The sequence below is a fragment of the Streptomyces sp. NPDC056580 genome (assembly GCF_042793175.1).
Taxonomy (GTDB): Bacteria; Actinomycetota; Actinomycetes; order Streptomycetales; family Streptomycetaceae; genus Streptomyces.
This window is the reverse complement of sequence record NZ_JBHTVE010000027.1, coordinates 24,855-50,642: the sequence shown is the minus strand read 5'-3', so window position 1 is coordinate 50,642 and position 25,788 is coordinate 24,855. Positions and strand designations below refer to the sequence as shown.

Genomic DNA, 25,788 nt, shown 5'->3' with positions numbered 1-25,788 from the left:
CCCTCGCGCTGCGCGCGATGCAAGCGAACACCCGCGCTGCGCGCGGGTGTTGCGCTTCCGCTCCGCGGAAGCGTGAGCGGCTCGCTTCGCTCCCCGCACAACTCCACTGCTTCGCAGTGGAGTTGGCGCTCCTTGCGCTGCGCTCCAGGAGCGGGCCGCTTGCGCGGCCGGGGCCGGGCTTCGCCCGGCCCTGAAACGGTTCTCCGCTGCGCTGCGAACCGTATGCCTCGCACTGCGTGCGAGGCATACGGGCCACGCTCCGCGCGGCCCGGGCTGGCGGCAGCAAGGGCGGGGGCTCCTGCGTTGAGCCGGGTGCCGCCTGATGGCGCTGGCAGTCTCTCTCTTCCGGTCGCACGTCAGGTGGGAGTGGGTGCGCGGAGCAGGCCGAGCTGCCGCACGGCCTGCTGGGATGCCGTGCCGGCCCACAGTCGTTTCGAGGTCACCTCTGCTGCTGTTCGGTGCGGCCTTCGAAGTCGTGCCGGATTGCCGCTCCCTGATCCTCTATCAGTCCGGCCTGGTCGGGGAAGTCGAGAACCGCGCCGCAGTGGTTGCACAGCTTCCCGTCTTCGGCGGGCGTGCCGCAGGCCTTGCAGAACCGGTTGCTTTGAGTGTTCTCAGTGTTGTGGGTCATGGCTCTCCTGGTCGAGTGGGCGGCGGTGCGTGCGGAGTACCCGTGGGCTTCGCCCTCATGCGGTGCCTTCGCTGCGCTCCGGTCGCCGGGTGGCGCTGCGTGCCACGAAAGGCCGGCCCCGCTTCGCGGGTCGGCCAACGGGCCTGCGGCCCGTGCAGCTGCAGGGGCGGCGGGGGCTGGTCAGGCTGGGTGGGAGTGGCCGGCCCAGCAGCGGGACGGGTGGCTAGAAGACCTGTCTGCCGAGGTCGCGTCGCATTGCGATCCGCAACTCCGCCAGCAGCAGCTCCCACCTGTCCCGGGCTTGTATGTAGTCCTCACTGGTATGGAGCGCTCCTGCCTCCACGAGGTCTCTTAGATCCCGCAGGGACCGAAACGCGGCAGTCGACGCCTCGACGACTTCCCTAGGCGCCACCACTGCGATCTGATAGCGCAGTTCGTAGGCGTTCCCCTCGTGGAACGCCTCAGCAGTTCTGCGGAGGCGTTCTTCATCTGGCAAGCCAGTCGGCCTGGCCGCCATCCGCAGCTGGTTTCTCGTCCTGGCGAGAGCGGCCAGGTAATCGCCGTACAGCTGCTGCCGTGCGACCTGGTCCTTGTCTTCCCGGCCGCGCCTGGTCCGTATCTGATCCGTCGCCAGTGTGGAGGCTATGCCGATGACAGCACCGAGTGACGTGCTGACGATCGGTCCCCAGTCCATGACGGGGATCCTATGAGACCTGGGTCAGTGCGTGCAGGGGTCCACCGCTAACCGCTGCATCTCAGTGTGATGCAGCATGTAGCATTGGCGTAATTGAGGGACCCCTGGCAGAGAGCCGCATCGTGTGTTGATCTACGAGTATCTTCCGCATGAGCTTGCCCGGCTCGGAGTGATCGCGAGGGCCGCCGGACTCGATCGGCACGAGGTGGCCGCGCAGGTACGCCTGGCGCAGGAACGCGTCAAGCGCGCACAGGTGGGTCCTGCGGAACCGCATCACTTGAGTGAGCTATTCATCGCGGAGCTGCGGTGCGTTCAGTGGGAGCGGATCGCCGCTGTCATGGACAGGGGGCAGGTGGCCGTGTACGCGCCTTGGCTCGACTCGCGTGCTGTCCGCTGTGAAGAGCAGCGGTTGCAGCGGCTGATGGCCGACGTGGCCGAGGCCGAGCGGTCGGGTGTCGCGGCTCCTGAGATCTCGCGGCACCGCGTCTACCGGATCGGCGTCCGGACTGTCGCCGGTCGCTCCCGCCCTGGCGTACCGGGTGCCGTCGTTCATCTGATGGCTGCGTCAGCCGAGGCGGCGGCCGAGCGGGCCTGGGCCGTGCACGGCAAGGACGGCGGCCTCTACCGGCGCGCCGGGTGCCGTATCGCTTCCGTCGAGCAGGTCCTTCCCGAGTTTGGAGAGCTCTTTTGATTCAGCTCCGAGAACACCAGGTACGGCAGAAGTCGGCTTTCCAGAATTGGGTGGGATTTCCTGCAAGGTCTTCGGTGCCGGCGCAGGGTGTGCGGGGGACGATTGTGTCGGCGACCGGGTCGGGGAAGACGATCACGGCGGCCGCATGCGCGCTGGAGTGCTTCCCCGGCGGGCGGGTCCTCGTGACGGTGCCGACCCTGGACCTGCTTGTGCAGACCGCGCAGGCGTGGCGGGCGGTGGGTCATCGGGACGCGATGGTGGCGGTGTGCTCGCTGGAGAGCGACCCGGTGCTGGACGGGCTGGGTGTGCGGACGACGACGAACCCGATCCAGCTCGCGTTGTGGGCGGGGTCGGGGCCGGTGGTCGTGTTCGCCACGTACGCCTCCCTGGTGGACCGTGACGACTTCGACGACCCGACGGGCCGGGGGACGATGCGAGGGCCGTTGGAGGCTGCTCTGGCGGGTGGGGAGCGGCTGTACGGGCAGCGGATGGCCCCGTTCGATCTCGCGGTCGTCGACGAGGCCCACTCAACGGCGGGTGATCTTGGTCGGGCGTGGGCGGCGATCCACGACAACACACGTATCCCCGCGGACTTCCGGCTCTACCTGACCGCTACCCCCCGGATCCTGGCCCCTCCCCGGCCGCAGCGGGGTAAGGACGGGCGTGAGCTGGAGCTCTGTTCGATGGGGCAGGACTCCCCCACCTTCGGGCCGTGGCTGGCCGAGTTCGCTCTCGCCGAGGCCATCGAGCGAGGTGCCCTCGCCGGGTTCGAGATCGACGTCCTGGAGATCGAGGACCCCGACTACTTTGTCGGCCTGTCCGACGAGGCGCGGCGTGGTCGGCGCCTGGCGTTGCTGCAGGCTGCCCTTTTGGAGCATGCCAGTGCCCGCAACATCAAGACGATGATGACCTTCCACAGCCGGGTCGAGGAGGCCGAAGCCTTCGCCCTCAACCTGCCGCAGACCGCTGCGGACCTGTATGCGGACGAGGTCACCGCCCACGCCCTGAGCGAAGCTGCCGACCGGCCGCGCTCTCCGCTCGGCGCCGTGCCCGGAGATGTCGAGGAGGCTCGCCGGCACGTCCCCGCGGACCGGGTGTGGGCGGCGTGGCTGTGCGGGGACCACCTCGTCACCGAACGCCGCGAGGTCCTGCGCCAGTTCGCGAACGGCATCGACGCCGCGGGCCGGCGGGTGCACCGGGCGTTCCTCGCCAGCTGCCGCGTCCTCGGCGAAGGAGTCGACATCCGCGGCGAGCGGGGAGTGGAGGCCGTCTGCTTCGCCGACACCCGCACCTCCCAGGTCGAGATCGTGCAGAACATCGGCCGGGCACTACGCCCCAACCTCGACGGCACCACGAAGGTCGCCCGGATCATCGTGCCCGTCTTCCTCCAACCCGGCGAAGACCCCACCGACATGATCGCCAGCGCCTCCTACACCCCCCTCATCGCCGTCCTCCAAGCCCTGCGCTCCCACTCCGAACACCTCACCGAACAACTCGCCAACCGCGCCCTCACCCGAGGAACGCGGAAGCCACACGTCCGGCGGGACGCCGCCGGGCACATCATCACCGGCGCCGTTGCCGGCACCGGCCCGGAAGGGCCGCAGGCGGAGAGCGGTGTGGCGGAGTCGGAGCTGCTGCAGTTCTCCAGCCCTCGTGACCCGGCCACCATCGCCGCGTTCCTGCGCACTCGCGTCTACCGGCCGCAGTCACTGGTGTGGCTCGAGGGCTACCAGGCCCTCCTGCGGTGGCGGGTGGAGAACAGCATCAGCGGGCTGTATGCCGTGCCCTACGACGTCGAGACCCAGGTGGGGGTGACGAAGGCGTTCCCGCTGGGCAGGTGGGTCCACCAGCAACGCAAAGCGCTACGGAGTGGCGAGCTCGACCCCCACCGCGTCGAGCTGCTCGACGCCCCCGAAGCCGGCATGGTCTGGGAGCCCGGCGACCAAGCGTGGGAGAACAAACTCGCCACCCTGCGCTCCTACCGGCGCGCCACCGGCCACCTCGCACCCCGCCAGGACGCCGTCTGGGACGACCCCGACGGCCAGCCCGTCGCCATCGGACAACTCATCGCCAACCTCCGCCGCCCCCACGGCCTCGGCAAAAACCCCGACCGGGCAGCGGAACGAGCCCAGCAGCTGACGGCCATCGACCCCGACTGGAACTGCCCGTGGCCGCTGGACTGGCAGCGCCACTACCGCGTTCTCACCGACCTCGCCGCCGACGAACCAGGCGGCCGGCTCCCCGACATCGCACCCGGCGTCCACCTCGACGGGGATGATCTGGGGCGATGGCTTCAGCGGCAGAAGCAGCCGGCCACCTGGACACAGCTCTCCACCGAGCAACAGCGACGGCTCACCAAGCTGGGCGTGACACCGGCGGAGGCACCGTCTCCGGCCCCGGCCGCCCAGGGTGCAGCGAAAGGGTCGGGGAAGGCCGGGAGCAAGGCACAGCAGGCGTTCCAACGCGGACTGGCGGCCCTCACGCAGTGGGTGGAGCGGGAAGGCCAGCGGCCCGTACCCCGGAAGGCGGTGGAGACCTTGCCCGACGGCACCGAGACCAAGCTCGGCAACTGGTACAGCAACACCAAGCAGCGGCGCGACAAACTCAACCCGGAGCAGGTGCAGGCTCTGCGAGAGCTGGGCGTTGGGTGGGCGTAGCCGGGCGCGACGGTGATTCGCCTGCACTGTCAGCCCAGGACGGTAGTTTTGATCACTGCGTGTCCGTCCTCTTGCGAGGGGGCCGCACACACGGGCGGGGAGGGCGTCATGGATCCACTTTCACCTGCGGTTCTGGCCAAGGCAGCCGGGCCAGTGGCCAGCCGGCTCAGCATGAGCTTCCTCCAGAAGCTCACTCGCGGTCGGCGGGTGGCGCGTGCTGCGGCAAAGAGAGCGGCCGCAGCAGGGGTGCCCGTCAGCGCCAAGTCGCTGCGTCTCTGGCTGTCGCGAGCGGACACTGCACAACAGTTGCGGCAGTGCACTGAATCCTCCCTCGAACAGGCCGCTCAGCGGCTGATCTACTTGATTCCCGGCCGTGATGCCGAGCAGCGCCGCCTGGATGCGCTGCGGGTGCTGCGCATCGTGATGGAGGAGTACGTACACTCGGTTTCGCCGCAAGAGGCAGCACTCTTCATCGGTGAGTGGGGGCGGCAATCCGCGGTCGAGGACGGGGGCAAGACCCGGGGGGCAGTCCTCGCTTCCCGCGATGACGTGCTTGGCCGTCTTGATGCCCGTAGCGACTTCGATGCTGCCCTGCGCACCCTCAGTCCGTGGTCGTCGCAGGAGGCACGGCGGCTGCGTGCTGCCTGGCCGGCCGTGGAGACGGCAGTAGGGCTGCTCACGGAAACGGAGTCAGGACGTGGAGCCATCTTGCAGGGATGGGCCGTCGAGTATCCGACCTGGCTGCAGCAGGCACCGGCGCAGGCGTTCGGCTGGCTTGGTCAGGTGGCGTCCGACTATGGCGAGCCAGGCGCTTCGCGGGTCTTCTTCGAAGGGTCCCTGCGCGAAGGCGGGCATCCCCGAGATCTCCTGATGGCCCGGGCGGCGTTGCAGGCCGGGTCCGGCACAAATCAGGAGGTACGCCAGTATCTCGACATGCACCAGGACATAGCATCGCCGCTGCTGAGTGCGCTGCGTGACTTCCTCGACGAGGATTGGGCCGGGTGCCTGCGGCAATTGACCCGGTGGGAGCCGCACAACGCGTTGGCCGGGTCTCTGCGTGTCCAGCTTGAGGCCGAGGCATTGACGCGGGCAGGCCGGGAGGGCGAGGCACTGGCACTGCTTCGGGCGGCCAACCGGGATGGAACGTTCACGGGCATCTCCGTCCGCTTGGCCGCGGCTCTGTTGCAGCACGCCGTGCATGGCCGTACTCCAACCCGGCTGGCTGATGCTCAGGAGGCCCTGACGGTGTCAGTCCGGGCCAGGAACAGCCGCCGCGCCTGGTATGGGGACAGCACCGAAGCGGCCGTTCTGGCCGTGCAGGCGGCCGTGCTGTCTGGAGACTTGGCGATGGCGTGGAGCCTGGCCCAGCCACCGCCGGAGGGTGACGCCCTGCCCCGTGAGGCGGCCGACGACAGGCTGTACGAGCAGACCGCTCTCGTTGCTGCCCTCTCTGGCCGAGAGCAGAAAGCAGAGCAGTTGCTGGAGGGGATGACCGATTCGTTCGCCAAGGCGCACATCACGGCGTTGATCGTAGAGGTACGCCGGGGCGGTGACACGGAGAACACTCAGGTGAGGAGGCTGTGGCTGCGAGTGTGGGAGGCTGCGCGATCTGAGCAGGAGCAGCTGATCGCAGCCATGGGCCTGGCCGAGGCGGGTGCTGAGCTCCCGGACCTGAAGCACCTCGCGGCCTCTTTTCCTGAAGCGGTCGCGGAGATCGAGTTGCTTGCTCGGGCTCTCAAGGGCAGTTCCGGCGACGGATTGGCCGTGCTGCGCGCCAACGTCACCCGAAGCCCTCTGATCGTTCTCAAGCTGGCTCAGCGCTACCACCGCGGTGGTGACATTCAGCTGGCGGCCCAGACCCTGCGGAACGGTGCAGATCACTGGCGTGATGTCCGTTTGATGGCCATGGCCGCAGGACTGTTCCGCCAGTCCGGGGCCTACGCCTCCACCCGCGAATGCGCAGAGGCCGCACTGAGGATGGCGGGGGCCGACTGGGCGGGGCAGGGACGCATGTATGCCCTGCTCGTCGAAGTCGAGTCGGCCGACGGGCGCATGGACCAGGCCACGAACGCCGCATTGCAGCTCCTTGCTCTCGACCCGCTGGATGATGATGCCCGGTGGGCGCTGGTCCGGTGCTACGCGGCCCGGGCCATGCCCGAGCAGGCCTGGCAGACCCTGACCGAACGGGGCACGCCCGTGGAGCCCCGCAGTCGGGACGAAGCCCTGTTGTGGATCGGTCTGGGCGCTGCATTCTCCGAGGATGCGCACTTTACCGGCCGCGCCCTGGCATTGATGCAGCGCTGGCCGGACGATGAGGAACTCCTCGGCCGGCTTTTGGGCGCGCTGCACTCGCGGGCGGCGGAACCAACGAGGCTGCTGTCACAGCGGGACGCAGATCAGCTTCGGGCCGCCACCGAAAGCTATCTGGAGCGCTTTCCTGCCAGCACTGTCTTCCGCGCAGTCTCCGTAGGACCGCCGGACAATCCCTTGGCAAATCTCACCGAAGAACTGCGCAGCGCCCATGAGCACACCAAGGAGGTTCGCGAAAAGGTCGCAGGTGGCGAACTGCCGGTTGGACTGCTGTCGCTGGCCGCAGGACGGACCTACGCTGAAACCTGCATACGCCGCACTGCCGAACGGCCGATTGTGTACGCCGCCGACATCCCCGTCCACCCGGCAGAGACGGAAGCGGTGCAGGCGGCGCTCAGCGGGCGGGCGGTCCTCGACACCAGTGCCGCCGCCACGCTCGCCCTGCTGGAACCAGGCGTGTCCGAGCAACTTGTCGGCCACTTGCAGGCGGTCACGACGACCGACCAGCTTCTGGCGGATGCACTGCGCGCCAAGGAGTCCATCGCCCTTCGGTCCGACATGACCCTGGCCTGGGACGAACGCAGCACCGAGGCCACTGTGCTGCTCTCCACGCCGGATGAGCTGGCTGCCCTGCGGTCCACCACAGGGCGCCTGGTGCAGATCATGCAGTCCACCCCCCGGGTGTCACGGCCTGAGCTGCGCAGTCTGCCGCGGCTGACGAGGGCGCGCGGAACGGCATGGTTGACAGCTGTCGACTACGCCAAGGAGCACTCACTCGTTTTGTGGTGCGACGACCGGGTCCTGCGCACCGTTGCACGGACACAGGGCGTGGCCGCGTTCGGGACCATGGCCCTTCTGGACGCCTGTGTGAACGGCGGCATGCTTACGCCCGAGGAGAATCTGGTTGTCCAGGCCGAGCTGCTGCGGAACCACTTCGTGGACATCCCATTCTCTGCCGGCCTCTACCGAGTCGCGGCGCAGACAGACGGCTGGCAGGCGAAGGCGGTGGCCGTCGCCATCTCACGGCCCGCCGCCTGGTCGGATGCGCAGGCTGCATCGGCTTTCGCTCTCGATGCCGCTTCCCGTGTCATCGGTATCCTGCCGCAGGAGGCCTCGGGTTGGCTCAGCGCCGCCTACGCTGGGCTTCACCGTGCTACCACGCTCCCCTCACACCGGCGGCGCAACCTCCAGGTCCTGATCTGGCAGATTCTCGCCCAGCCGTGGGTCACGACGTCTTCGCTTCCGTTCGTTCTGACGGGCCTGCGCACGGGTATGGACGCCGTCGCCGACAGTGACGCCTCGCTGCGGGCCGCACTCGCCCAGTACTACCGAGCCCTCGTGGACGAGCTGGGGGACATAACCGCAGCGAGTGTGCTGATGAACCTGTTCGCGCTGACTGACGAGAAAGACAAGGCCGCTGCGGCCCGCACCGTGCTGACTCACCCCGACCGGTGAGGCCAGCAGCGACACAGCTGGAAGCCACGCTGGGGGACGCAGCACTAGCGCAGGTGCCGGGAGCGGGCGTGGCGAAGCGGCTGCGGGGTGCAGGTCAGCCGCGGGCGATCCCGCGCAACACGAAAGCGACATCGGCAGCAGTAGGCAGGCGACGATGACCACGTGTCGGGCGCCCTTCAGGAAGACGACCGTGGACAGTTGTCCGCTCCGCATCTGGCTACCAGCTCCGGCCCGTGTGCTGCTGCTGGGCGCAGCCCCTGGCGAGCTGCTCGTCCGGGAGCTGGCACGTCTGCTCGGCCACAAACTGGCTGTCACGCTGGACTTCGCTTCCTCGGCGAGGATCGGTGCACCGGCTTCGTGTGGCGGGGTGTCTGTGGCATCTGGCAGGCATCACTGGGGCGACTGCGGGGGCGGTACCCAGCCGGGTTCGGGGTCGTCTGGGCGGGTGAAGACCGCGGTGAGACGGTCAGCGGTGGTGTAGGGGACACGGGGGTCGGCGAGGAAGGCGGCCGGCTCGATGGTGCGCGTAACCATCAGCGGGAGGACGCGCCAGGGCTGCTCGCCGTCGACGCCGCAGGCCGCGGCCGCGTGGGCGGCGTGGGCGGCGACGGTGGCGGCTTTGGCGAGCAGCTTGTCGCGGTAGCGGGCGGTGAACTTTTTGATGTGCTGCTGCATGGCGTGCGAGGCGACGGCTCCGGTGGGGTTCTTCGCTTCGATCACCCACAGGCGGCCCCTGTGCGGGTCGGCGACCAACAGGTCGATCTCGCCGGCCAGGCCGGGGACACCGATCTCGGTGGCAGTCTTCTCCAACAGGCGATAGCGGTGCGGCAGTTGCGCCGCGCGGGCGGCATCCCGTACGTCCTGTTCCAGGCGTTGGTCAAGTTGCTGGCGGTGGCGGGAGAGGGCCTGGCTGACGGGGGCGGGCAGGTCGGGGTGCGGCAGGCGGCCTTCGTCGAGGTAGGCGGCGTAGGCTTCGCGGGAGGCGTGAGCGAGCCAGGGCAGGATGAGCAGCTGCTTTCCGTCGGCGATGAGGGGGTGGGTCAGGGGCCGGGTGCGGCGTTCGACTTCTGTGTAGGAGTGCTCACCCGTGCCGGCGGCGTTGCCGGGATGCAGGCTCAGGTGGTCGACGGCGGCGTGCAGGTGGTCGGTGGGAAGGCCGGACCAGGTGGTGCTCTCGGCGACCAGGGTCTCGGTGGTGACCGTGGCGATGCCGCTGTCGTCGGTGGGCCAGTCAGCGGCGATGGCGAGGACGGCTCCGAGGGCGTCCAGGGTGCATCCCCAGTGCTGGAGGAGCAGCCGGTCGGCGTGGGCGAGCTGGCTTCCCGCGGGGAGTACGGCTGGGGTGAAGCTGTTGGGGGTGCGGGCGGCCGTCAGGATGGCGTCCGCGTCGAGGGGTTCGGGCTCGGCGCTGGTGGCGGCGTTGATGATCCGCTGTTGGCGGGCTCTGTGGTAGGCGCTGTCGTCGAAGCCCAGATGTTCGCCGGGGGTTGCCTGGGCTGGTCCGGTGGGGGTGGCGGGGTTGGTGGTGAGGGTGAACAGGCCGCTGGGGTCGACGGTCAGGGACAGGTCGTGGAGGCGGCGTGCGGCGCCGACCGCGCTGATGCCGGTGTCGAGGAGGAGTTCGGCGAGCGCGGCGAGCTCGGCGACGGCCAGCACGTCGACGGGCTTGTCGCCGGTGGGCGCGGTGACGAGGGCTTGCTGTAGCAGCAGGTGCAGCGCGGAGGTGGCCGTGGCGACGTCCTTATACCGGCGCCCGGCTTCTTCGGTCCAGTTGTCGGCCCAGGGAGCCGCGAGGTTGGCCGCGGTCTCGGTGAGTGCCCGGGTGCGACGGGCCCAGGCGGCGTTGAGGTGCCGGGCGAGTTCACCGAGCAGCGTCGTCTGGTGGCCGCTGATCTGGTCGGCAAGGGTCTTCTCCAGGGCGTGGAGGAGCTGCTCGGCGGGCCCGCCGGGGCGGCAGGCGTCGGCGCCGCGCCAGCTGCCGGCCGGCACGCGGCCACGTCGGAGGGCCGCGGCTGCGGTGCGCAGGGCGCGGGCGTGCAGGTGCGCAGTGCGCGGCAGGGTGTAGGCGGGGGCGGTGGGTGGCCAGTCGTGGGTGATGCCGGTCAGGCGCACAAGGGGGTGGGCGCTGTTCCAGGCGGTGGTGAAGGTGTCGGCGTCGGTGCCGGGCCCGGCGGCGCGGCCGGTTCGTACTTGGGTGATGAGTTCGTGGAGCAGCCGGCCGAAGATGCGGTGTCCTTGGTGGCCGTCGCCGGCGAAGGCAGCCAGCAGCGGCGGGTCGATGACGATGCCGATGCGCGCGGCAGCAGGGTCGGCGCCGGCGTGCAGGAGCAGCCACTCCGCCCCGTCGGCGTCGTCCACGCCGTTCGGTGCGCCGGCGGGGAGCTGGTGGGGCTCGTCGGAGACGGTCACTTCGACAATGAGGGGTGCGCTGTCGGGGAGCGTCGCGTGCGCGGTGACTGCTTCGAGTGTGGTCAGGGCGGTGCGCAGAGAATCGGCGAGGCTGCCTAGGGAGCTCGCGTCGAGTGGGGCGCCGGGAAGCCGCGAGGGGACGGCAACGATGACCAGCGGAGGCAGGGTGGCCGTGCGGATCAGGAGGGTTTGGTCGCAGGTGCGGTGCTCGAGGTCGGTGTGGGTGCCGGCACCGCCGGGGTCCGGCGGGGTGGGCCGGGCGCGTGTGAAGTGCCGCAGGCTCGGTAGGCCCGCGGCGCTGAGGAGGCGGTCGGTGCTGGTGTGAGCTGCGGCGCGTTCCCAGACCTCATCGTGGTCGGTGGCGGAGACGACGGAGACGCCGTTGCGGTCGGGGCGCGGGAGCAGCAGGGTGGCATTGCGGTGCCATTCCGACCACGCGTCGAGGGCGTCTTCGTAGAACACGCCGCGCACGCCGGGGTGTTCGGTGAGCTCCAGGAGGAATAGCGCGAGCAGGCTCGGATCGCCTTGCGTGTGGTGGAGGATCTCAGCGACTTCCTCGACGTGGAGGAAGGCGGTGTCCGTGATGAGTTCCGGTCCCAGGAAGCGGGGTCCTCCGTAGACGACGAGGCGGCTGCGGCCCGGCGGTGTGTCGGCCAGGGCAGCCCGGGCTTCCTCCACGCGTGGGCCGAGGGTGCCTTCGGTGATCGCGCTGACGACGGCGATGTCGTAGCGGTAGGTGGGGGACGACATGCGGCACACCGGGTCGGGGTGGGCGGGAATGTGGTCGAGGCCGAAGAGCTGGGCGAGCCGGGCGACGGTCGCCTCCTGCAACCGTTCCTCGGCCGCGGGCAGTTCGTCCGGCGGCAGCTTGTCCAGGAGGCGGGCGGCGGCCGGGGCGATGGCGTCGGTCGCCGCGCCGGCGGGGACGGGCAGGCGCCGGCCGTGCGCGGTAAGGGCCAGGACGGGGCCGAGCAGCGGAGTGTTGGGGTGGTAGCGCAGTGGCAGGGCCTTGATCGGACGGGTCATCCAGTCCAGGGCCCGTCCGGCACGCTCCGGGTGCCGACAGGTCGAAAGGAGATCGGCAGGGTCGGCGGTTGCGATCATGGTGGCGACATCGACTTCGACCGGGATGAGGTGGCAGGCGATCTGCTCGTTGGTGTTCTCGGTGAGGGGGTCGGGCCAGGCGGGGGTGAGCGCCGTCAGGGCCCGGTCGGTGAGGCGCAGGGCCAGCTCGAGGACGTCGGCGATCCCGAATCCGGCGGCTGCACTGAGGGGTTCGTCGGTGGCCAGGGCGGTGAGCTGCAGGCTGCGCAGGACGAGCAAGGGGTGGGTGAGCTGCCCCGGATGGACCACAAGCGCCTCACCCGCGAGGTCATGACGTACGCCGGCGCGCAGGTTGCTGGGGTGGCGTCCGGTGAGGACTCCCCGTCCCGGGGCGGCATCTGTGACGGCCTTGACCAGGCCGGGCAGGTACTCGGCTCCGGCGGGTGGGCCGGGCCGGCGCGGGGTGCGCAGTACGCGGGTGAACATCAGCAACAGGTGGTCATGGAGGCGCTGACAGTCGGGCGAGGTGAGCGCGGCATGGAGCAACACGATCAGGGAATCGGTGGAGTACGGGGCCAGGGCCCGGTCAAGGGCCTTCCAGTCCACGCGGCGGTGCGCGGCCGAGGGGGGCGTGCTTGAAGACATGGTGCGGTTCCTGCTCTGCTGCCTGGCTGATCCGACGGGACAGCTTCGCAGGCGGGCCGCCGCGCGTGGGACGGGTTTTGACTGATCGCTCCCGCTCACCCTCACCGGCAACCTGGTGTTCGAGCGGCTCGTCCGAGCGCCGCCGCATACCAACGAACGGTTTCCCCTCGCCTGCCTTTCTTGGCCCCATTCATCGCATAAGCTGCTCGGCCTCTTTGTCCAACGCGAGCGCAGGAGAGCTGCATTGTCCAACGGACAGGCTGACCCGGTTGACTGGCGGAGCATCCGGTCCTGGGCGGGGAGTCAGGATCGTGCCTTCGAGGAGCTGTGTTTTCAACTGCGGGAGCCCGCTCGGCCTGGCTGGCGGACGATCAAGACGGCTGCGCCGGACGGCGGGGTGGAGTGGTACAACCTGGCGTCGGACGGGCGGGTGCACGGCTTTCAGGTGAAGTATGTGCACGAGCTTGATGATCTCCTACCCCTGGCGCGGGAAAGTCTCAAGGCCGTGGGAAGAAACCGCCCCCGCCGGAACGTGACCCGCATGGTGTTCATGGTGTGCATCGACCTGCCGGATCCCGCGCATCTGCGCAGGGGCAGGCCGGTGGTGGGCGCCCGCCAGAGGTGGGAGCAGGCGGTCGCCGGCTGGAAGAGGCAGCTGGAGGGGACCGAGGACATCGAGGTGGAACTCCTGGGCAGTGGGGAACTGCTGGAGCAGCTGCTGGCTCCGGGGAACGAGGGCCGCCTGTGGTTCTTCTTCCAGCGGCGTGCCTTGGGCGCCGAGTGGCTGAAGGAACAATTCGACCGCGCGGCTCGTATCGCCAGCGACCGGTACACGCCCCAGCATCACATCCCGTTGCCGATCGCCTCGACAGTGGACGCCTGCGCCATGGCGGGATCGTTGATCGAGCGCGTTAAACAGCGCGTGGAGATCTTCCGCACGACCGTGTTCGACGCACAGTTCGCGTGGCAGTCGCGGTCCGCGCCGGCGCGCGATGCGGATGCTGAGCGGCTGGCGTCCGTGGCGGTCAGAGTGGAGGGCCAGCTCGCCCGGCTGTCACATATCGCTGATGAGCTGCACCTGGCGGTGGAGTCGGTCACTGCGGCGGGTCTGCCTGCGGAGCGCATGGCCATGGCGGCCGAGAAGGCCTCCGAGGTGGTCTTTGATGTCCGGCAGGCGCAGCGGGAGTGGTTCGAGCTCATTGGCGGCGAGGAGGACAAGCGGGCCGGTGACACGGACCCGATCCGGTTTCTGCTGATCACGCTCGACCGGTTGTCTGCACTGTGCAGGTCGGACGAGGCACGCGCCGCAGAAGCCAAAGCGTGGGTGCTGCTGGGCGAAGCGGGGCAGGGCAAGACGCATCTGCTAGTCGATGCCACGCGCCGGGCGCTTGAGGCTGGCCGGCCTGCTGTGACCGTCTTCGGTGAGCTGATGGCGGCCGAGGATCCGCTGACGGAGATCGCACGGCAGCTGGGTCTGGGCGATGTGTCGCACACGGTGCTGCTGCAGGCGATGGATGCCGCCGGAGCTGCCAGCGATACCCGGTTCCTGCTGATGATTGACGCGCTCAATGATGCGGAGGAGCCGGGCAGGTGGCGCAGCCGGCTGCCGCAGCTGTGGGCTCAGGCGGAACCGTATGACCATGTGGCGGTGGTGGTCTCGTGCCGCTCCTCTCTCAAGGACGTGGTGCTGCCAGCTGACGTGGCGGCCCATCACGTTCCGTGTTCGGATCACCCGGGGTTCGCCGGGCATGAGGTGGAGGCGCTGGAAAGCTACCTGCAAAAGGCGCCGTCGGCGCTGCCGCGCACGCCGCTGCTCGCGCCGGCCTTCTCCAACCCCCTGTTTGTGAAGCTGTACTGCGAGAGCCTAGAGGCCCTGCCGGAGAAGCAGCGGGGCATCACCGCGCGCACCCAGCACCGCAGCGCAGTGTTCGACAGCTTCCTTCAGCGCAGGGCCCACCAGATCCACCTGGCGCTGCACATGGATGCCAGTGAGCGGGTCGTGCAGCGAGCGGTGAAGGAACTGGCCTGGCAGATGGCCAGCGCCGGCCGGGAGGTCCTGTCCCAGCAGCAGGTGCGCGACATCATCGCGCCGTTCGCCGCGCACCTGACCCGGTGGCCGGACACCCTGCTCGGGCAGATGGTGGTGCACGGGGTGCTGGCCAGCGAGCGCTTCCGCACTGTCGACGGGCAGCCGGAAGCCGGATATGGGTTCGGCTACCAGGCCTTCAGCGATGACCGCATCGTCGACGCGATGCTCACCGAGCACGCCGCCGAGGTGGAGGCCGCCTCCTCTGCAGGCATGCTGGCCCCCGCATCGCCGTTGCGGACCTGGCTGGAGGCGGCTTCCCCCAACCTGGTGGAGGCGGCCACCGTGCTGCTCGCCGAACGCACCGGCCGCGAGCTGATCGATCTCCTTGGCGCTGGCCAGGACGCCGACACCGATGGTCACGGTAGACACACGAGGTTCGCGCTGTATGTGAGCCTGGTACGCACGCTGGCGTTGCGCGACACCCGTAGCGTCAGCAGGCGGACTGCCGTCCTGCTTCAGCAAGCAGCCGACCAGTTCGACCTGGGACCGATGGTTCTGGAGGCAACGCTAGGCGTGAGTGCCCAGACGGGTCACCTCCTCAACGCCGACTATCTGCACCGGACGCTGTGCGCGATGGTGCCCGCAGATCGGGACGTCAAGTGGGGCATCCCGATCTACGACGTGCTCGACCGGTCAGGGGCGCTGCACCGCCTGCTGCGCTGGGCCGAGCAGCTGCCCACTCCACCGCAGCTGCGCCCCTCCCCCGCGGCGGCGGCTGCACCGTGGGCACCGCGACGCGCGGGCAGCACCAAGACATCGGCGGTGGCCCATCAGCCCCCGCAGGACGAGGTGGTGCGACTGGCAGCCACCACCTTGGTGTGGACCCTCACCTCCTCCAACCGCTTCCTGCGGGACCGGGCCACCAAGGCGCTGGTGCAGTTGCTGCTGGGATACCCGCAGGTCCTCACTACGCTGCTGGACCAATTCCTTCACACCGATGTCCGTGCGATCGATGACCCCTACGTCTTCGAACGGCTCGCCGTCGTGGCGCACGGCGTGGTGGCCCGCACCCGCGCAAGCACCGGCCATCACACCCTGCTGGCAGACGTGGCCGGCCGTCTGCTAGCCCACGTCTACGGCGACGTCGCCTCCCCCGCCCACGCGTCCGCCAACGCCCTACTGTGCGACGCCGCCTCCCGCGTCGTTCAGGACGCGTTCGAGGCAGGCCTCATCTCCGAGGACGACGTCGCGCGCTGCGCCCACCCCCACCCGTGCCCCGACCCCGGCCCGGCACCAGACGAAAAGACCATCGACGCCCGCTACCCGTCACGGGACGCGGACGACGAGAGGCTGTGGGGAAGTCTGCGCGCCTCCCTGCTGGGCCTGGCGGACTTCACAAGCTACGAAATCCAGCCGGCAGTCAGAACCTTCAGCCAGCTCCCCCTGGCCACGTCCGCCGCCCCGGCGCCGGCCTACAAGCGGCGTGAACAGCCCCCGCTGCTGGTGCCCGACAAGGTGGAGGGCTTTGCCCAGAGCCTACCCGCATCCGTACGCGACGCACTGGGCACACCCCAGGCTGTCACCCGGCTGCTAAGCGAACGCTGGCGTGCCCGGCGCGTGTTGACGGACGAACAGCAGCAGCTGCTTGAGCAGTGCGCACAGTCGCCGACGCGCGAGGAGCAGCTCGCAGACACGCCGGTGGGCAAGGAATGGGCCAGCCGCTGGATCCTCGACAACGCCGCACAGCGCGGATGGACACCTGAGCGGTTCTCCGCCTTCGACAACATGCGCGGCGCCGGCCGCGGACGCGAGGGGCACAAGGCCGAGCGCATCGGCAAAAAGTACCAGTGGCTGGGCCTGCACGCGCTGGTCGAACGCCTCGCCAACCATCGGCACGTAATCCAGACGCACGCCGGTGACCCGGCACAGTATCCAGGCGCCGCAGCCCTGCTGCTCCTCGACATCGACCCCACCCTGCCCCCTGCCGCGCACCCGCTCTCCTCGACCTCAACAACTGAGCCCGAGGACACGGCCGCGGCGAACACCGCTCACGCCACGTTCCCTCTCATCGCTCCCGACGGTCGGTGGGATCCCCCGCCGCCCGTGCTGCCGGCATCCGACCAGCTCGCCGACTGGCTGCAACAGGACACCGGGCTGCCCGATCTCGGCACGCTCGCCGTACGCGAAGACGGCCAGGGCCAGCAGTGGGCCGTCCTGTACGAGTACGTCGCAGACAGCATCGGCGGGCCCGAGTGGAAGGGACAGGCCGAACAGTGGCACCTCATCCACAGCTGGCTGCTGGAGGAAGCCCACTACGAGTCCGCGATGGATTTCCTCGCCCCGCGAACCCTCATGGGCCGCTGGATGCCCGAGATCCCCTCCTGGCACGGCATCTACCTCGCCGACATCCCCCGGCACGCCCCCGAGCGGGACGGCCTGGACAATGAGATGTGGTTCACTGACTACGGTGCCGACACCGACACGCCGCGGTCGGCCTCCTCCCCAGCACCGCGACCGCCCGCCGGCCGCAGGCGCACGGCCATGACCGGTGACGATGCCACCCAAGCGAGCGACTACCTCAACGATCTCCTGGGCGAGCTCGGACTCGCCCAGAGCTCTACACGGGAACAACAGCTTCAAGAGCTGGCCGAACGCTGGAGCCGTCCGGCGAGCATGGACGCCACCGACCCACAACCTGACACCAATGCACGTGACATCGCCTGCGATACCGATGGTCGACCCCTGCACGCGGTGCCAGCTGTCCAGGAGTACAACTGGAGCGCCAGCGGCCACGACTGCTCCCTGGACGCACCCGTCGGCCTGTCACTGCCCTCCCACCAGCTCCTGCACGGCGCAGGCCTCACGCGCGACCCCGACAACGGCGACTGGTACACCAGCGACGGCTCCCGGGTCGTGCGGGCCCTGACCGGCCACCGGCCTACCGGATCCGTCGACACCCTCCTCATCCGGCGGGACTGGCTCGGACAACGCCTGCGCACCCTCAACGCCACCTTGATCCTCGGCCTGTTCGGCGAACGCCAGCCCCGCACCACCGACCTCCGCCAGTGGCGCGAATACAGCCAGACCGTCGGCCTACGTCCTGGCCATGAACTAGCCGTCCAACAACAACTCACCCGCGTCAGGACCAACCACACCTGATACCGCCGCCAACGACAGAAAGCCCTGCTGCGGCACGGCTCCCGCCTGCGTACGAAGGCGCTCGAACCCATGACGGCAGACGGATCGCCAAGCGCCTCCGCATACCAATGATCACTGCACCTGAACCGTACGCAATGCAGATGACACGAACTGATCATCCACCCAGACTGCCTGACGAATCCGCAGGTCAGGGCCCCCTACCTCAGCCCAGCGCTCCCCTAGTCACTGCCCTACTGACGCCCCACGATCATCCACCCGCGAAAGCATCACAAAATGATCAGTGCAGGCTAAGGGCCCATCTGCTGATCAGACAGATTGCTCCTGTACATCGACGCACTCCGGAAGCTGGGCGTCGAGTGGGCGTAGACGAATCGCTTACTGCCGTTCCAAAAACTGGGACGGCAGTATTAGTACTCCAGCCGGACTTCTGTATTTGTGCTGGTCAACGGCTTGGCGGTGGGGAGTGTAGCGGGGGTTGGGCATGCGCGGGACGGTCTTGGACAGGTCGTCCCCCCAACGTGTGTCCGCGCCGCTTGTAGTGACAGCGTCGGGCTCGTGCCTGGTGACGGCGGCGCCATCGTGACCAGTTCACCGCGTGATCGCGGCGTGCAGGACGGTGGCGGGACTGAGTTGCCAGCAGACGACGGATTTCGGCTGGTGTGAGGTCCACGAGGTCGGGTGTGTCGGCCTCGGCACCCCCTTTTCACGTTCCTGCACGGCCATCACCGCGAGGAACGCGTGGGCGAGCATGGCAAGCGTGATGTGCCGGTGCCAGCCCACGTAGCGGCAGACCTCGTACTGGTCCAGGCCGCACTCGTTTTTCGCGCTCTGGAAACACTCCTCGATCTTCCAGCGGCAGCCGGCGACGCGGACCAGGTCGGCGACGGTTGCGTCCAGTGGAGCGCAGGCGAGGTAGTAGGCGATCTCGTCGGGCCTGCTGATGCTGCGGCGGGCCAGCACCCACCTCTGCCGTGTCGGCTCGTCGATGCCGGACTCGGTCACGGCGGGCAGGCGGGCGGCGGCCCAGTCATAGAACCGTTCGCCTTTGGCTCCCGGCCCTGCCGACAGACGCTGCCATGCCTCGGGCGGGGCCTGAGCGATGAGATGGTCGATGCGCGGGCCGTTGACCTGCTGTGACTTGGGGACGGCGACCACGTAGGACAGCTCGGCATCCTCCAGGAAGCGCCGGAAGTGCGAGTCCTGCCCGTAGGCAGAATCCGCAGTCACCCAGGCGATGGGAAGCGGGGAGACCAGAGCGCGCAGGATCATGTCGCGGGCCAGCTCACCCTTGGTGGCGAAGACACGCTCGTCGGGGATGCGAGCCGCTTGGCAGCGTTTGCGGTCCTCGGTCCAGGACTTGGGCAGGTAGAGTTCACGGTCGACAAGAGCGTGGCCGCGGGTGGTGGCGTAGGCGGCAAAGACCCCGATCTGGCAATTCTCTGTCCGTCCGGCCGTGCCGGAGTACTGGCGCTGCACCCCCGCGGAAGTGGTGCCCTTCTTCACGAAGCCGGTGTCGTCGAGGATCAACACGCCGTTCTGCGTGCCGAGTTGTTCTGCGATGTAGGCCTGGAGGTCGTCGCGCAGGCCGTCAGCGTCCCACCGGCTGTGGGAGAGCAGGTGCTGCAGACCGTGCGGGGTGGCATGGCCGGCGTACTCGGCGAGTTGCCAGCTGTTCTTTCGGCCGACCGGGCCGAGCAGTCCGCGGACGTAGTCCCGCATCCGCCGCCGGGACTCCACCCGGGAGAAGCGGGCTCCGGTGCGCAGGAAGAGTTCTTCGAGTTCCAGGTCCCAAGCATTCGTTGGTGCGTCGTGGATCACGAGAACGGACTGCTCGTCGCGCTGTCACTGCATGCGGCGCGGACACACGTTGGTGGGACGACCTGTCCAAGACCGTCCCGCGCATGCCCAACCCCCGCTACACTCCCCACCGCCAAGCCGTTGACCAGCACAAATACAGAAGTCCGGCTGGAGTATTAGGGTCCGTCTTCAAATGATCGTTCGATGGTGGATCATGGTGCCGTGATTCGTCGTCATGAACTCACCGATGCCGAGTGGGAGTTACTGGCTCCGTTGATACCAAGTGCCGGCAGAGGCCGGCCTCGGGTTGAGGACCGTCGGGTGATCAATGGGATGGTCTACAAGATCCGGACCGGTATTTCCTGGCGTGACCTGCCAGAACGTTACGGCCCATGGAAGACCGTCTACACCCGCTTCCGCCGCTACGCCATCGACGGCGTCTTCGCGCGAGCCCTCCAGCAGATCCAAGCTCGTGCGGACGCGGCCGGCGACATCGACTGGCTCGTCCAGATCGACTCCACCATCGTCCGTGCCCACCAGCACGCCGCCGCGACGGGCCGAAAAGGGGGAAGCGCCGGCCGGACGAACCGGACGATCACGCCCTCGGTCGATCCCGAGGCGGACTGACCACAAAGATCCACCTCGCCTGCGACGGCCGCGGCCGGCCCCTCGCGATCCTGCTGACACCCGGCCAACGGCACGACAGCAGCTGCGCACGACCCCTCCTTGAGCGCATCCACGTTCCGCGCACCGGCGTCGGACGACCACGCTGCAGGCCCGACCATGTCATCGCGGACAAGGCCTACAGCTCCCGAGGCTTTCGCGCTTACCTGCGCAAACGCGGCATCGCCTGCACCATCCCGGAGAAGAACGACCAGAAGCGTCACCGCCGCAACCGCGGCCGACGCGGAGGCCGGCCACCGGCATTCGACCGGCAGACCTACCGACAACGCAACATCGTCGAGCGCTGCTTCAACCGACTCAAAGGCTTCCGCGGCGTCGCCACCAGGTATGACAAGACCGCTACCTCATACGAAGCAGCGGTCAGTCTCGCGTCGTTCCTGCTCTGGGCAAGATCCGTTTGAAGACGGACCCTAGTGCATGATCACCCTGTACGCCGTCGAGATGCGCGGTTGATGCGGCCGCCCGTCGACATCCCCGCACCCAACAGCCGCAAGGAGCACCAGTGACCCGCCTGCGCCGCATAGCCCCCGCCCTCGCCCTCCTCGGCCTCCTCACCGCCTGCGCCGGCTCCCCCGACGACACCAGCAGCGACTCCGACACGGGCATCGAGCAGCCCGCCGACGACACCGACACCGGCTACACCGACGACGACGGAACCAGCCCCGACGCCCTCGACACCGCCACCGCCATCGAGAACACCTGGAATCAGAAAACCCCGGCCGAACGCGACACGATGTGCCAGAGCATCGACCAGTTCGGCACCGACTGGGCCGCCGTATCCATGAAGGCCGGCGCGGAGAAGTCCAACCCGGACACCGCAGACGACCTCGACTGGGACGAAGCCGCACTGATCATCGAGCAGAAGTGCGAGAACCGGTGACGGACCAGCAGCTTGAGGGGACGGGAGCGGGGTGACGTTCGGGCTCAGGGACCTCGAGGCGATCCTCTCCCGCCCCGCACAGCCCCCACTGCCCGGACAGACCAGCATCAGCGTGGCCAGCATCTGGGACCACGTGTACGAAGGCCCTGGCCCCTGCCGCACGGACACGTTCGGGCAGGCGTGCGGGGCGCACCGGGACGAGCACCAGCACGTCCCCGAGCAGGCCTAGGCCGCCGACTCCGTGTCGGCGGCCTCGCTGTCGTTTACGGTGCGGTCCGGGGACAACGCGTACTGGTAGATCAACTCGTTCAGCGTCCGCACCCCCACAAGTCCTTCAGGGTGGCGATCCGCGGGCGCGGGGATCGTCGCGGCCAAGACGCCGACGCGACCTTCCACACGCTGCCGCGCGTGGACAGCGAAGTTCTCCAGGCCTCCGGCTACAGCTTCACCCTCCCGATGCGGGCCCCCATCCGACGCGCGCAGCCGCCCACGGGCCCGCCCCCCCTGCCCTCGTGCGGTCGCCTCGCTGCCCGGGTCGAGGGCTGGCCTTGATCGCTCCAGGGGGATGACCCAACACTTCCCGGGCGTCGAGCTCGCGGGCAACGGTAAACAGCGCCCCTCCAGGCACCTGCTCGGCCTCCTGGACACTCCCCGCCACGCCGCAAACCCGCGAACTGCCGCTGCGGCAACCTTGTCGGCCGCCGCCGCCCCCGCTCGCAACCACCTCCGGGTGCCCGGGACGGCCGACGGTGCGCATGGACCGGCTGTTTTCCACCCCGATGGTGTGAGCAGGCGTCAGGCAGCCGAAAGGGTGTGACGCCGCCGACCGTGGAGCCGGACGGCATGAGACCCAAGGGCACGGTGGTCCGGAGTCACATGCCGTCGGCGTGTCAGGCTGTCAGCTTCTTGAAGACGATCTCGAACCGGTCAAGGGTCTCGTCATCGACCTGTTCGAAGAAGGCGTCCTTGTCACGGGTGAGCTGGTGTGCGGGGCCGACATGGTCGAAGTCCCGCGGCTTGTTCTGCTTGTCCCGGGCAATCCCGATGCGCTGGAGGATCGGCAGGGGCTTGTCCGAGGGGATCAGGTTTGCCTCCTCGATGATGACGTCGGTAGCCCTATTGTGGAGCCAGAGATAGTCCTTGGTGGAGAACAGGTCCTCGATGTCGGCCGTCTCGGGGAGTCCTTCGAGTTGGCCGATGACGGTGATGTGCGTGGCGTCGACGTTGGCGGCCCGAGCGGCGCTGAGGACCTTGGTGGTCACCTTGGTTGTCTCGGCTCCGTCGATGAGCGCACGGACGGACAGCCGACGTCCCATGACGGCGACGAAGGCCGGCATGTTGCCGATGCCGCCGACCGGGATGATCGCCAGTCGGGGATCGAGGCCGGTGCGGCCCTGGCTGATCAGGTAGTCGGACATGCGCATGAGGAAGATGAAGTCGCTGCTGCCTTCCACGGCCAAGAGCGGTCCGGCGCCGAGGAAGAGGTGCTGGGCGACGGAGTATCCGAGCGCGGCTTCCACCGGAAGGATCGTCTTGGGGTCGGCGGACAGGCTGACCGGCGTGATCACGACTCCGAGGCTGGGGTCCTTGCGCGTGGCTTGGTCGTGGATGGCGCGCATGGTCTCGTACCGGGTGGGGTCGATCATGTGCTGGGAATGTGTGGTGTAGAGAACCTGCTGCTTCGTACCGAGTTCTCCGTAGATGTAGCGCAGGAAGTCGCCCTGGGCCTCGCCGTGCAGGCTGGTGCCGGGCTCGTCCAAGAGCACCACGACACGTTCAGCTCGGTCACGGTAGGCGCTGAACGCGGCGAGGAAGGAGAAGAACCACTGGAAGCCGGTGGAGCGGGTGGCGAAGTTCGTTTCCACTCCGTGGCGCTCATCGCGCAGTTCGATCTTCAGGATGCGGTGATGCGGCTGCGGCTGGCCGTTGGCGTCGGCTGGCATGGGGATGAGGTCCGTGTCGAACGCGACGGTGAGTGCGTCGTTCTGCTTCCAGTATTCGAAAACCTGATCGCTCAGTTCCATGCTGGCCGCTTGGAGCTCGGCCTTGCGGCTGTCGTAGTCCTCGTCGAGGAAGTCCTCGGGGCCCTCACCGGCAAGGCGGAGCAGCGACAGGATCGTCCCGTCTCCCTTGCGTCGTCTTCCAGCCTTGGTGCGCTCGGCAAGGGAGTTCAGATCGCACTCGCCCGGCAGCAGTTCATAGGTCGAAAAGTAGAAGAACTTCGGCAGGAGGTTGGCCAGGTCCTGCGTCTGGTCCTCGTCCAGGTCGCCGTCCAGCAGCAGCTTGTACTTGCTCAGCTCGGCCGGCACCTTGTCCAGCACCTTGGCACGGGCCGTCTTCTTGTCTTCCTTGAGTTGCTTGGCGCGGGCCTTCACCGCGGTCACGATGTCGGGCACGGACTGCCCCTGCACGAGGAGCTCGCGGTCGTCGGGGTCATCGATGCCGGTCTCCTGGATCACCAGTTCCAGCACATGCTCCAGGGAGCAGGAGATCCCGACCTCCAGCTCACCACCGTACGTCCGCGACGCCTCCACCAGGGTCTGGGCCGGCGGGCGTATGCCCAGCTGGTCCTCTAGCGCGTCGAGGTCGGCTTCCTCGAGGGAGAAGACCGCCGTGACCGGCGCGACCTCGTCCAGGTCCTTCGTGCGCCGGTCACGCGCCAGGTGACGGCGCGGGTAGTCCTTGGTCAGGTCGAACCGATCCGGCTCGTTGGCAGGATGCAGCCGGTGTAGGGCCTTGAGGATCGTCGTTTTGCCCGACTCGTTTTTGCCGATCAGGCACGTCACGCCGGAATCGACCGTCATGGTCTGCTTATTGGTGAAATTCCGGAACGCGTCGATCTCGACCGTCTGCAATAGCATCGGCACTTCCCTCCCGGGGCCACGTCGCCCTGGTCGAACAGCCGACAGCGGCGGATCTCACATGCACGAGGAGGCCACAACCGCATCGGCACTGGCTTGATCCGCCAGTATGTGGGCGGGCACTGACAAAGGCCCCCGCTTTCCCTCAACCTCCTGAACGGCCCCGGCCCAGTCGGCATCGAACCCCGCATCCGCGCCCTAGGTGCTCGGCATCCTGAACGTGATCGGCGAGAAGGCGAACGTGACGGCGTTCGTGGTGCGCCGGTTCGTCGACCGCGGCCTCCTGGTCGACCTGAGCGCGAACCCGGACGGAACGCTGCACCACCCCGACCAGGTCGCGGAGGCCTGCCGCCGCGAGGACCTGGCGGCCCTGTCGCCGCCGGTACCCCGCTCGGACCCGAGCAGGCCGCCGCCCGCCTCCGGGTGCGCCGTGCCGACTTTGACCACATGGTCCGGCTGGGATCGGTCCGCTCCCCGCAGTCGATCGAGGTCCGCTTCGGCACCAGCCGGGCCGGGGCCGTCGACGTCGCGCTCTACACCACGGCGTCCGTCGACGCGGTCGTCCCCGCCCACCCCGAGGTCGACTGGGAGCAGCTGCTTGCCCTCGGTCGCGGGCAGCTCGTAGGCGCGTACCTGCTCGTAGGTCAGCAGCACCCGCTCGGTGTGGCTCCAACAACCCGTGCGCGCCACCCAGTCCCGCTCGATGTCCTCGCCCGAGCAGTCGAAGTCGCCGATGATTCTCCGGGGTGCACGAGCGTGGGGTTCGAATTCACGCAGCTCAGAAGCGGTCGGGGTGCAACAGGTGTGGTGCACGGGTGTCGTGGCCGATTCACTCCACGGACGGACAGATGGGTTCGGGCTCGTCAGCTACTCAGAGGACGGCGGGACTGCGACCCTCGTTCCGCTAGCACCAGGACTCCGAGGTCATCCTCAGCCTGCCCGGCATGGGCCCGCCCTTGGGGCGGAGTGCATCGCCACCGCCACCGGCGGCGACCTGAGCGCCTTGGCCAGCGTGGACCGTCGCTGGCCTGGCTCCCGTGCCCTGGAACTCCGGCAGCATCAGCGGCAACCTGAAATAGCCGTCGGGGTGAGGCCACGGCACCGCAACGTGAGTTTCAGCTGGGCAGGTGGGTAGTTCATGCCTGACAGATGCTCGCACGGGGGCGCATATGGACAGTGAAGTCTTCGTTGGGTTGATCTCCGCTGGCTCAGCGCTTGGCGGCGCCCTGTTCGGTGCCGCGGGTGCGGTCCTAGCAGGGCGCCGTCAAGCCATGGCGGTCCAATACCAAACCGATGCGCAACGCAAGGACCAGCACGAACAGTGGCTTCGCGAAAGGCTGTTGGAACGCTACTTGGAAGTTCTGCCGGTCGTCGGAACCTGGACCCAACTGCTCGACGCGCAAGTCTGCGTGGCGGAGGACCGGCGCCAGGAAGCACATGACTTGCTTCTGCGGATCAACCAGCACGGCCAAGCGCTTGATTGCCATGAGCACGCCATCAAAATGGAAGCACCGAGCTCTGTCGTGCATGCGTACGAAGGGCTTCAACGTCTCTTTGCCTGGACAGCGAGCTGGGCCGAAGACTGCCTGAATCCTTCCGTGTCCGTCCGAGAGCTGTTGGAACAGATGGTTCACGGGCTTCGCCTCGGCGGGAAAGCACTGACTGAGTTCGCTGAGGCGACTAGAACCCAAATCCGCCCTGACGGTGAGCCTGGGCCAGGACTCGACCGTTTCCGCGGCCTCACAGCTGCGGAAACGGCTGTAGTGCGTGCGCTCAGCGGCATGTACGCCCCAAGCCGGGTCAACCACCGCGGGAGGAGTGACGGACCGATCTGACGACGTA

General features: G+C 68.4%; 13 protein-coding genes and 1 pseudogene. 9 read left to right on the top strand and 5 right to left on the bottom strand.

What is annotated here, in order from left to right; all coding sequences use genetic code 11:
* Positions 1-439 precede the first annotated feature (439 nt).
* Together ACFQ9Z_RS36985 and ACFQ9Z_RS36980 are read right to left on the bottom strand one after the other, a co-directional pair.
* Positions 440-631, bottom strand: a complete 192-nt coding sequence (locus ACFQ9Z_RS36985) for a hypothetical protein (protein WP_383030548.1) — start codon at positions 629-631, stop codon at positions 440-442.
* Positions 632-854: 223 nt separating this feature from the next.
* Complete coding sequence (locus ACFQ9Z_RS36980) at positions 855-1,325, bottom strand: hypothetical protein (RefSeq protein WP_383030545.1); 471 nt, start codon at positions 1,323-1,325, stop codon at positions 855-857.
* A 124-nt stretch (positions 1,326-1,449) separates the two neighbouring features.
* Here ACFQ9Z_RS36980 and ACFQ9Z_RS36975 point away from each other — a divergent pair, with 124 nt between their 5' ends.
* The 3 genes from ACFQ9Z_RS36975 (at position 1,450) to ACFQ9Z_RS36965 (ending at position 8,438) form a co-directional block, all read left to right on the top strand.
* A complete protein-coding gene (locus tag ACFQ9Z_RS36975) occupies positions 1,450-2,016 on the top strand; it encodes a hypothetical protein (protein ID WP_383030543.1) in 567 nt (188 codons plus the stop codon).
* Entirely contained in the window at positions 2,013-4,673 is a 2,661-nt protein-coding gene (locus ACFQ9Z_RS36970) for a Helicase associated domain protein (protein ID WP_383030541.1), read from the top strand. Before ACFQ9Z_RS36975 ends, ACFQ9Z_RS36970 begins: the two co-directional genes overlap by 4 nt.
* 108 nt (positions 4,674-4,781) lie before the next feature.
* A complete protein-coding gene (locus ACFQ9Z_RS36965; protein ID WP_383030539.1) occupies positions 4,782-8,438 on the top strand; it encodes a hypothetical protein in 3,657 nt (1,218 codons plus the stop codon).
* Between the two features lie 390 nt (positions 8,439-8,828).
* Here ACFQ9Z_RS36965 and ACFQ9Z_RS36960 read toward each other — a convergent pair whose 3' ends face one another.
* A complete protein-coding gene (locus tag ACFQ9Z_RS36960) occupies positions 8,829-12,536 on the bottom strand; it encodes a nuclease-related domain-containing protein (protein WP_383030537.1) in 3,708 nt (1,235 codons plus the stop codon).
* 115 nt (positions 12,537-12,651) lie between these two features.
* Here ACFQ9Z_RS36960 and ACFQ9Z_RS36955 point away from each other — a divergent pair, with 115 nt between their 5' ends.
* Positions 12,652-17,724: a hypothetical protein gene (locus tag ACFQ9Z_RS36955; protein ID WP_383030534.1), complete on the top strand. Its 5,073-nt coding sequence runs from the start codon at positions 12,652-12,654 to the stop codon at positions 17,722-17,724.
* A 588-nt stretch (positions 17,725-18,312) separates the two neighbouring features.
* Here ACFQ9Z_RS36955 and ACFQ9Z_RS36950 read toward each other — a convergent pair.
* Positions 18,313-19,539 carry an IS701 family transposase gene (locus tag ACFQ9Z_RS36950; RefSeq protein ID WP_383030555.1) on the bottom strand — a complete coding sequence of 409 codons (1,227 nt, stop codon included), beginning with the start codon at positions 19,537-19,539 and terminating at the stop codon, positions 18,313-18,315.
* Positions 19,540-19,746: 207 nt separating this feature from the next.
* On the opposite strand from ACFQ9Z_RS36950, the gene ACFQ9Z_RS36945 reads away from it, so the two are divergent.
* The 3 genes from ACFQ9Z_RS36945 (at position 19,747) to ACFQ9Z_RS36935 (ending at position 21,314) form a co-directional block, all read left to right on the top strand.
* Positions 19,747-20,606 (top strand): IS5 family transposase gene (locus ACFQ9Z_RS36945; protein ID WP_383030553.1). Its coding sequence is split into 2 segments (ribosomal slippage): positions 19,747-20,113 and positions 20,113-20,606, totalling 861 coding nucleotides; the frame shifts between segments, so codons are not numbered across the junction.
* Between the two features lie 101 nt (positions 20,607-20,707).
* Positions 20,708-21,085: a hypothetical protein gene (locus tag ACFQ9Z_RS36940; protein WP_383030531.1), complete on the top strand. Its 378-nt coding sequence runs from the start codon at positions 20,708-20,710 to the stop codon at positions 21,083-21,085.
* Positions 21,086-21,116: 31 nt separating this feature from the next.
* Positions 21,117-21,314: a hypothetical protein gene (locus tag ACFQ9Z_RS36935; protein ID WP_383030528.1), complete on the top strand. Its 198-nt coding sequence runs from the start codon at positions 21,117-21,119 to the stop codon at positions 21,312-21,314.
* Between the two features lie 661 nt (positions 21,315-21,975).
* On the opposite strand, the gene ACFQ9Z_RS36930 is transcribed toward ACFQ9Z_RS36935, so the two are convergent.
* Entirely contained in the window at positions 21,976-23,946 is a 1,971-nt protein-coding gene (locus ACFQ9Z_RS36930; protein WP_383030526.1) for an AAA family ATPase, read from the bottom strand.
* A gap of 205 nt (positions 23,947-24,151) precedes the next feature.
* Here ACFQ9Z_RS36930 and ACFQ9Z_RS36925 point away from each other — a divergent pair.
* Together ACFQ9Z_RS36925 and ACFQ9Z_RS36920 are read left to right on the top strand one after the other, a co-directional pair.
* A pseudogene (locus ACFQ9Z_RS36925) lies at positions 24,152-24,564 on the top strand (hypothetical protein); the annotation flags it as partial.
* Between the two features lie 551 nt (positions 24,565-25,115).
* Complete coding sequence (locus ACFQ9Z_RS36920; protein ID WP_383030524.1) at positions 25,116-25,781, top strand: hypothetical protein; 666 nt, start codon at positions 25,116-25,118, stop codon at positions 25,779-25,781.
* Positions 25,782-25,788 lie beyond the last annotated feature (7 nt).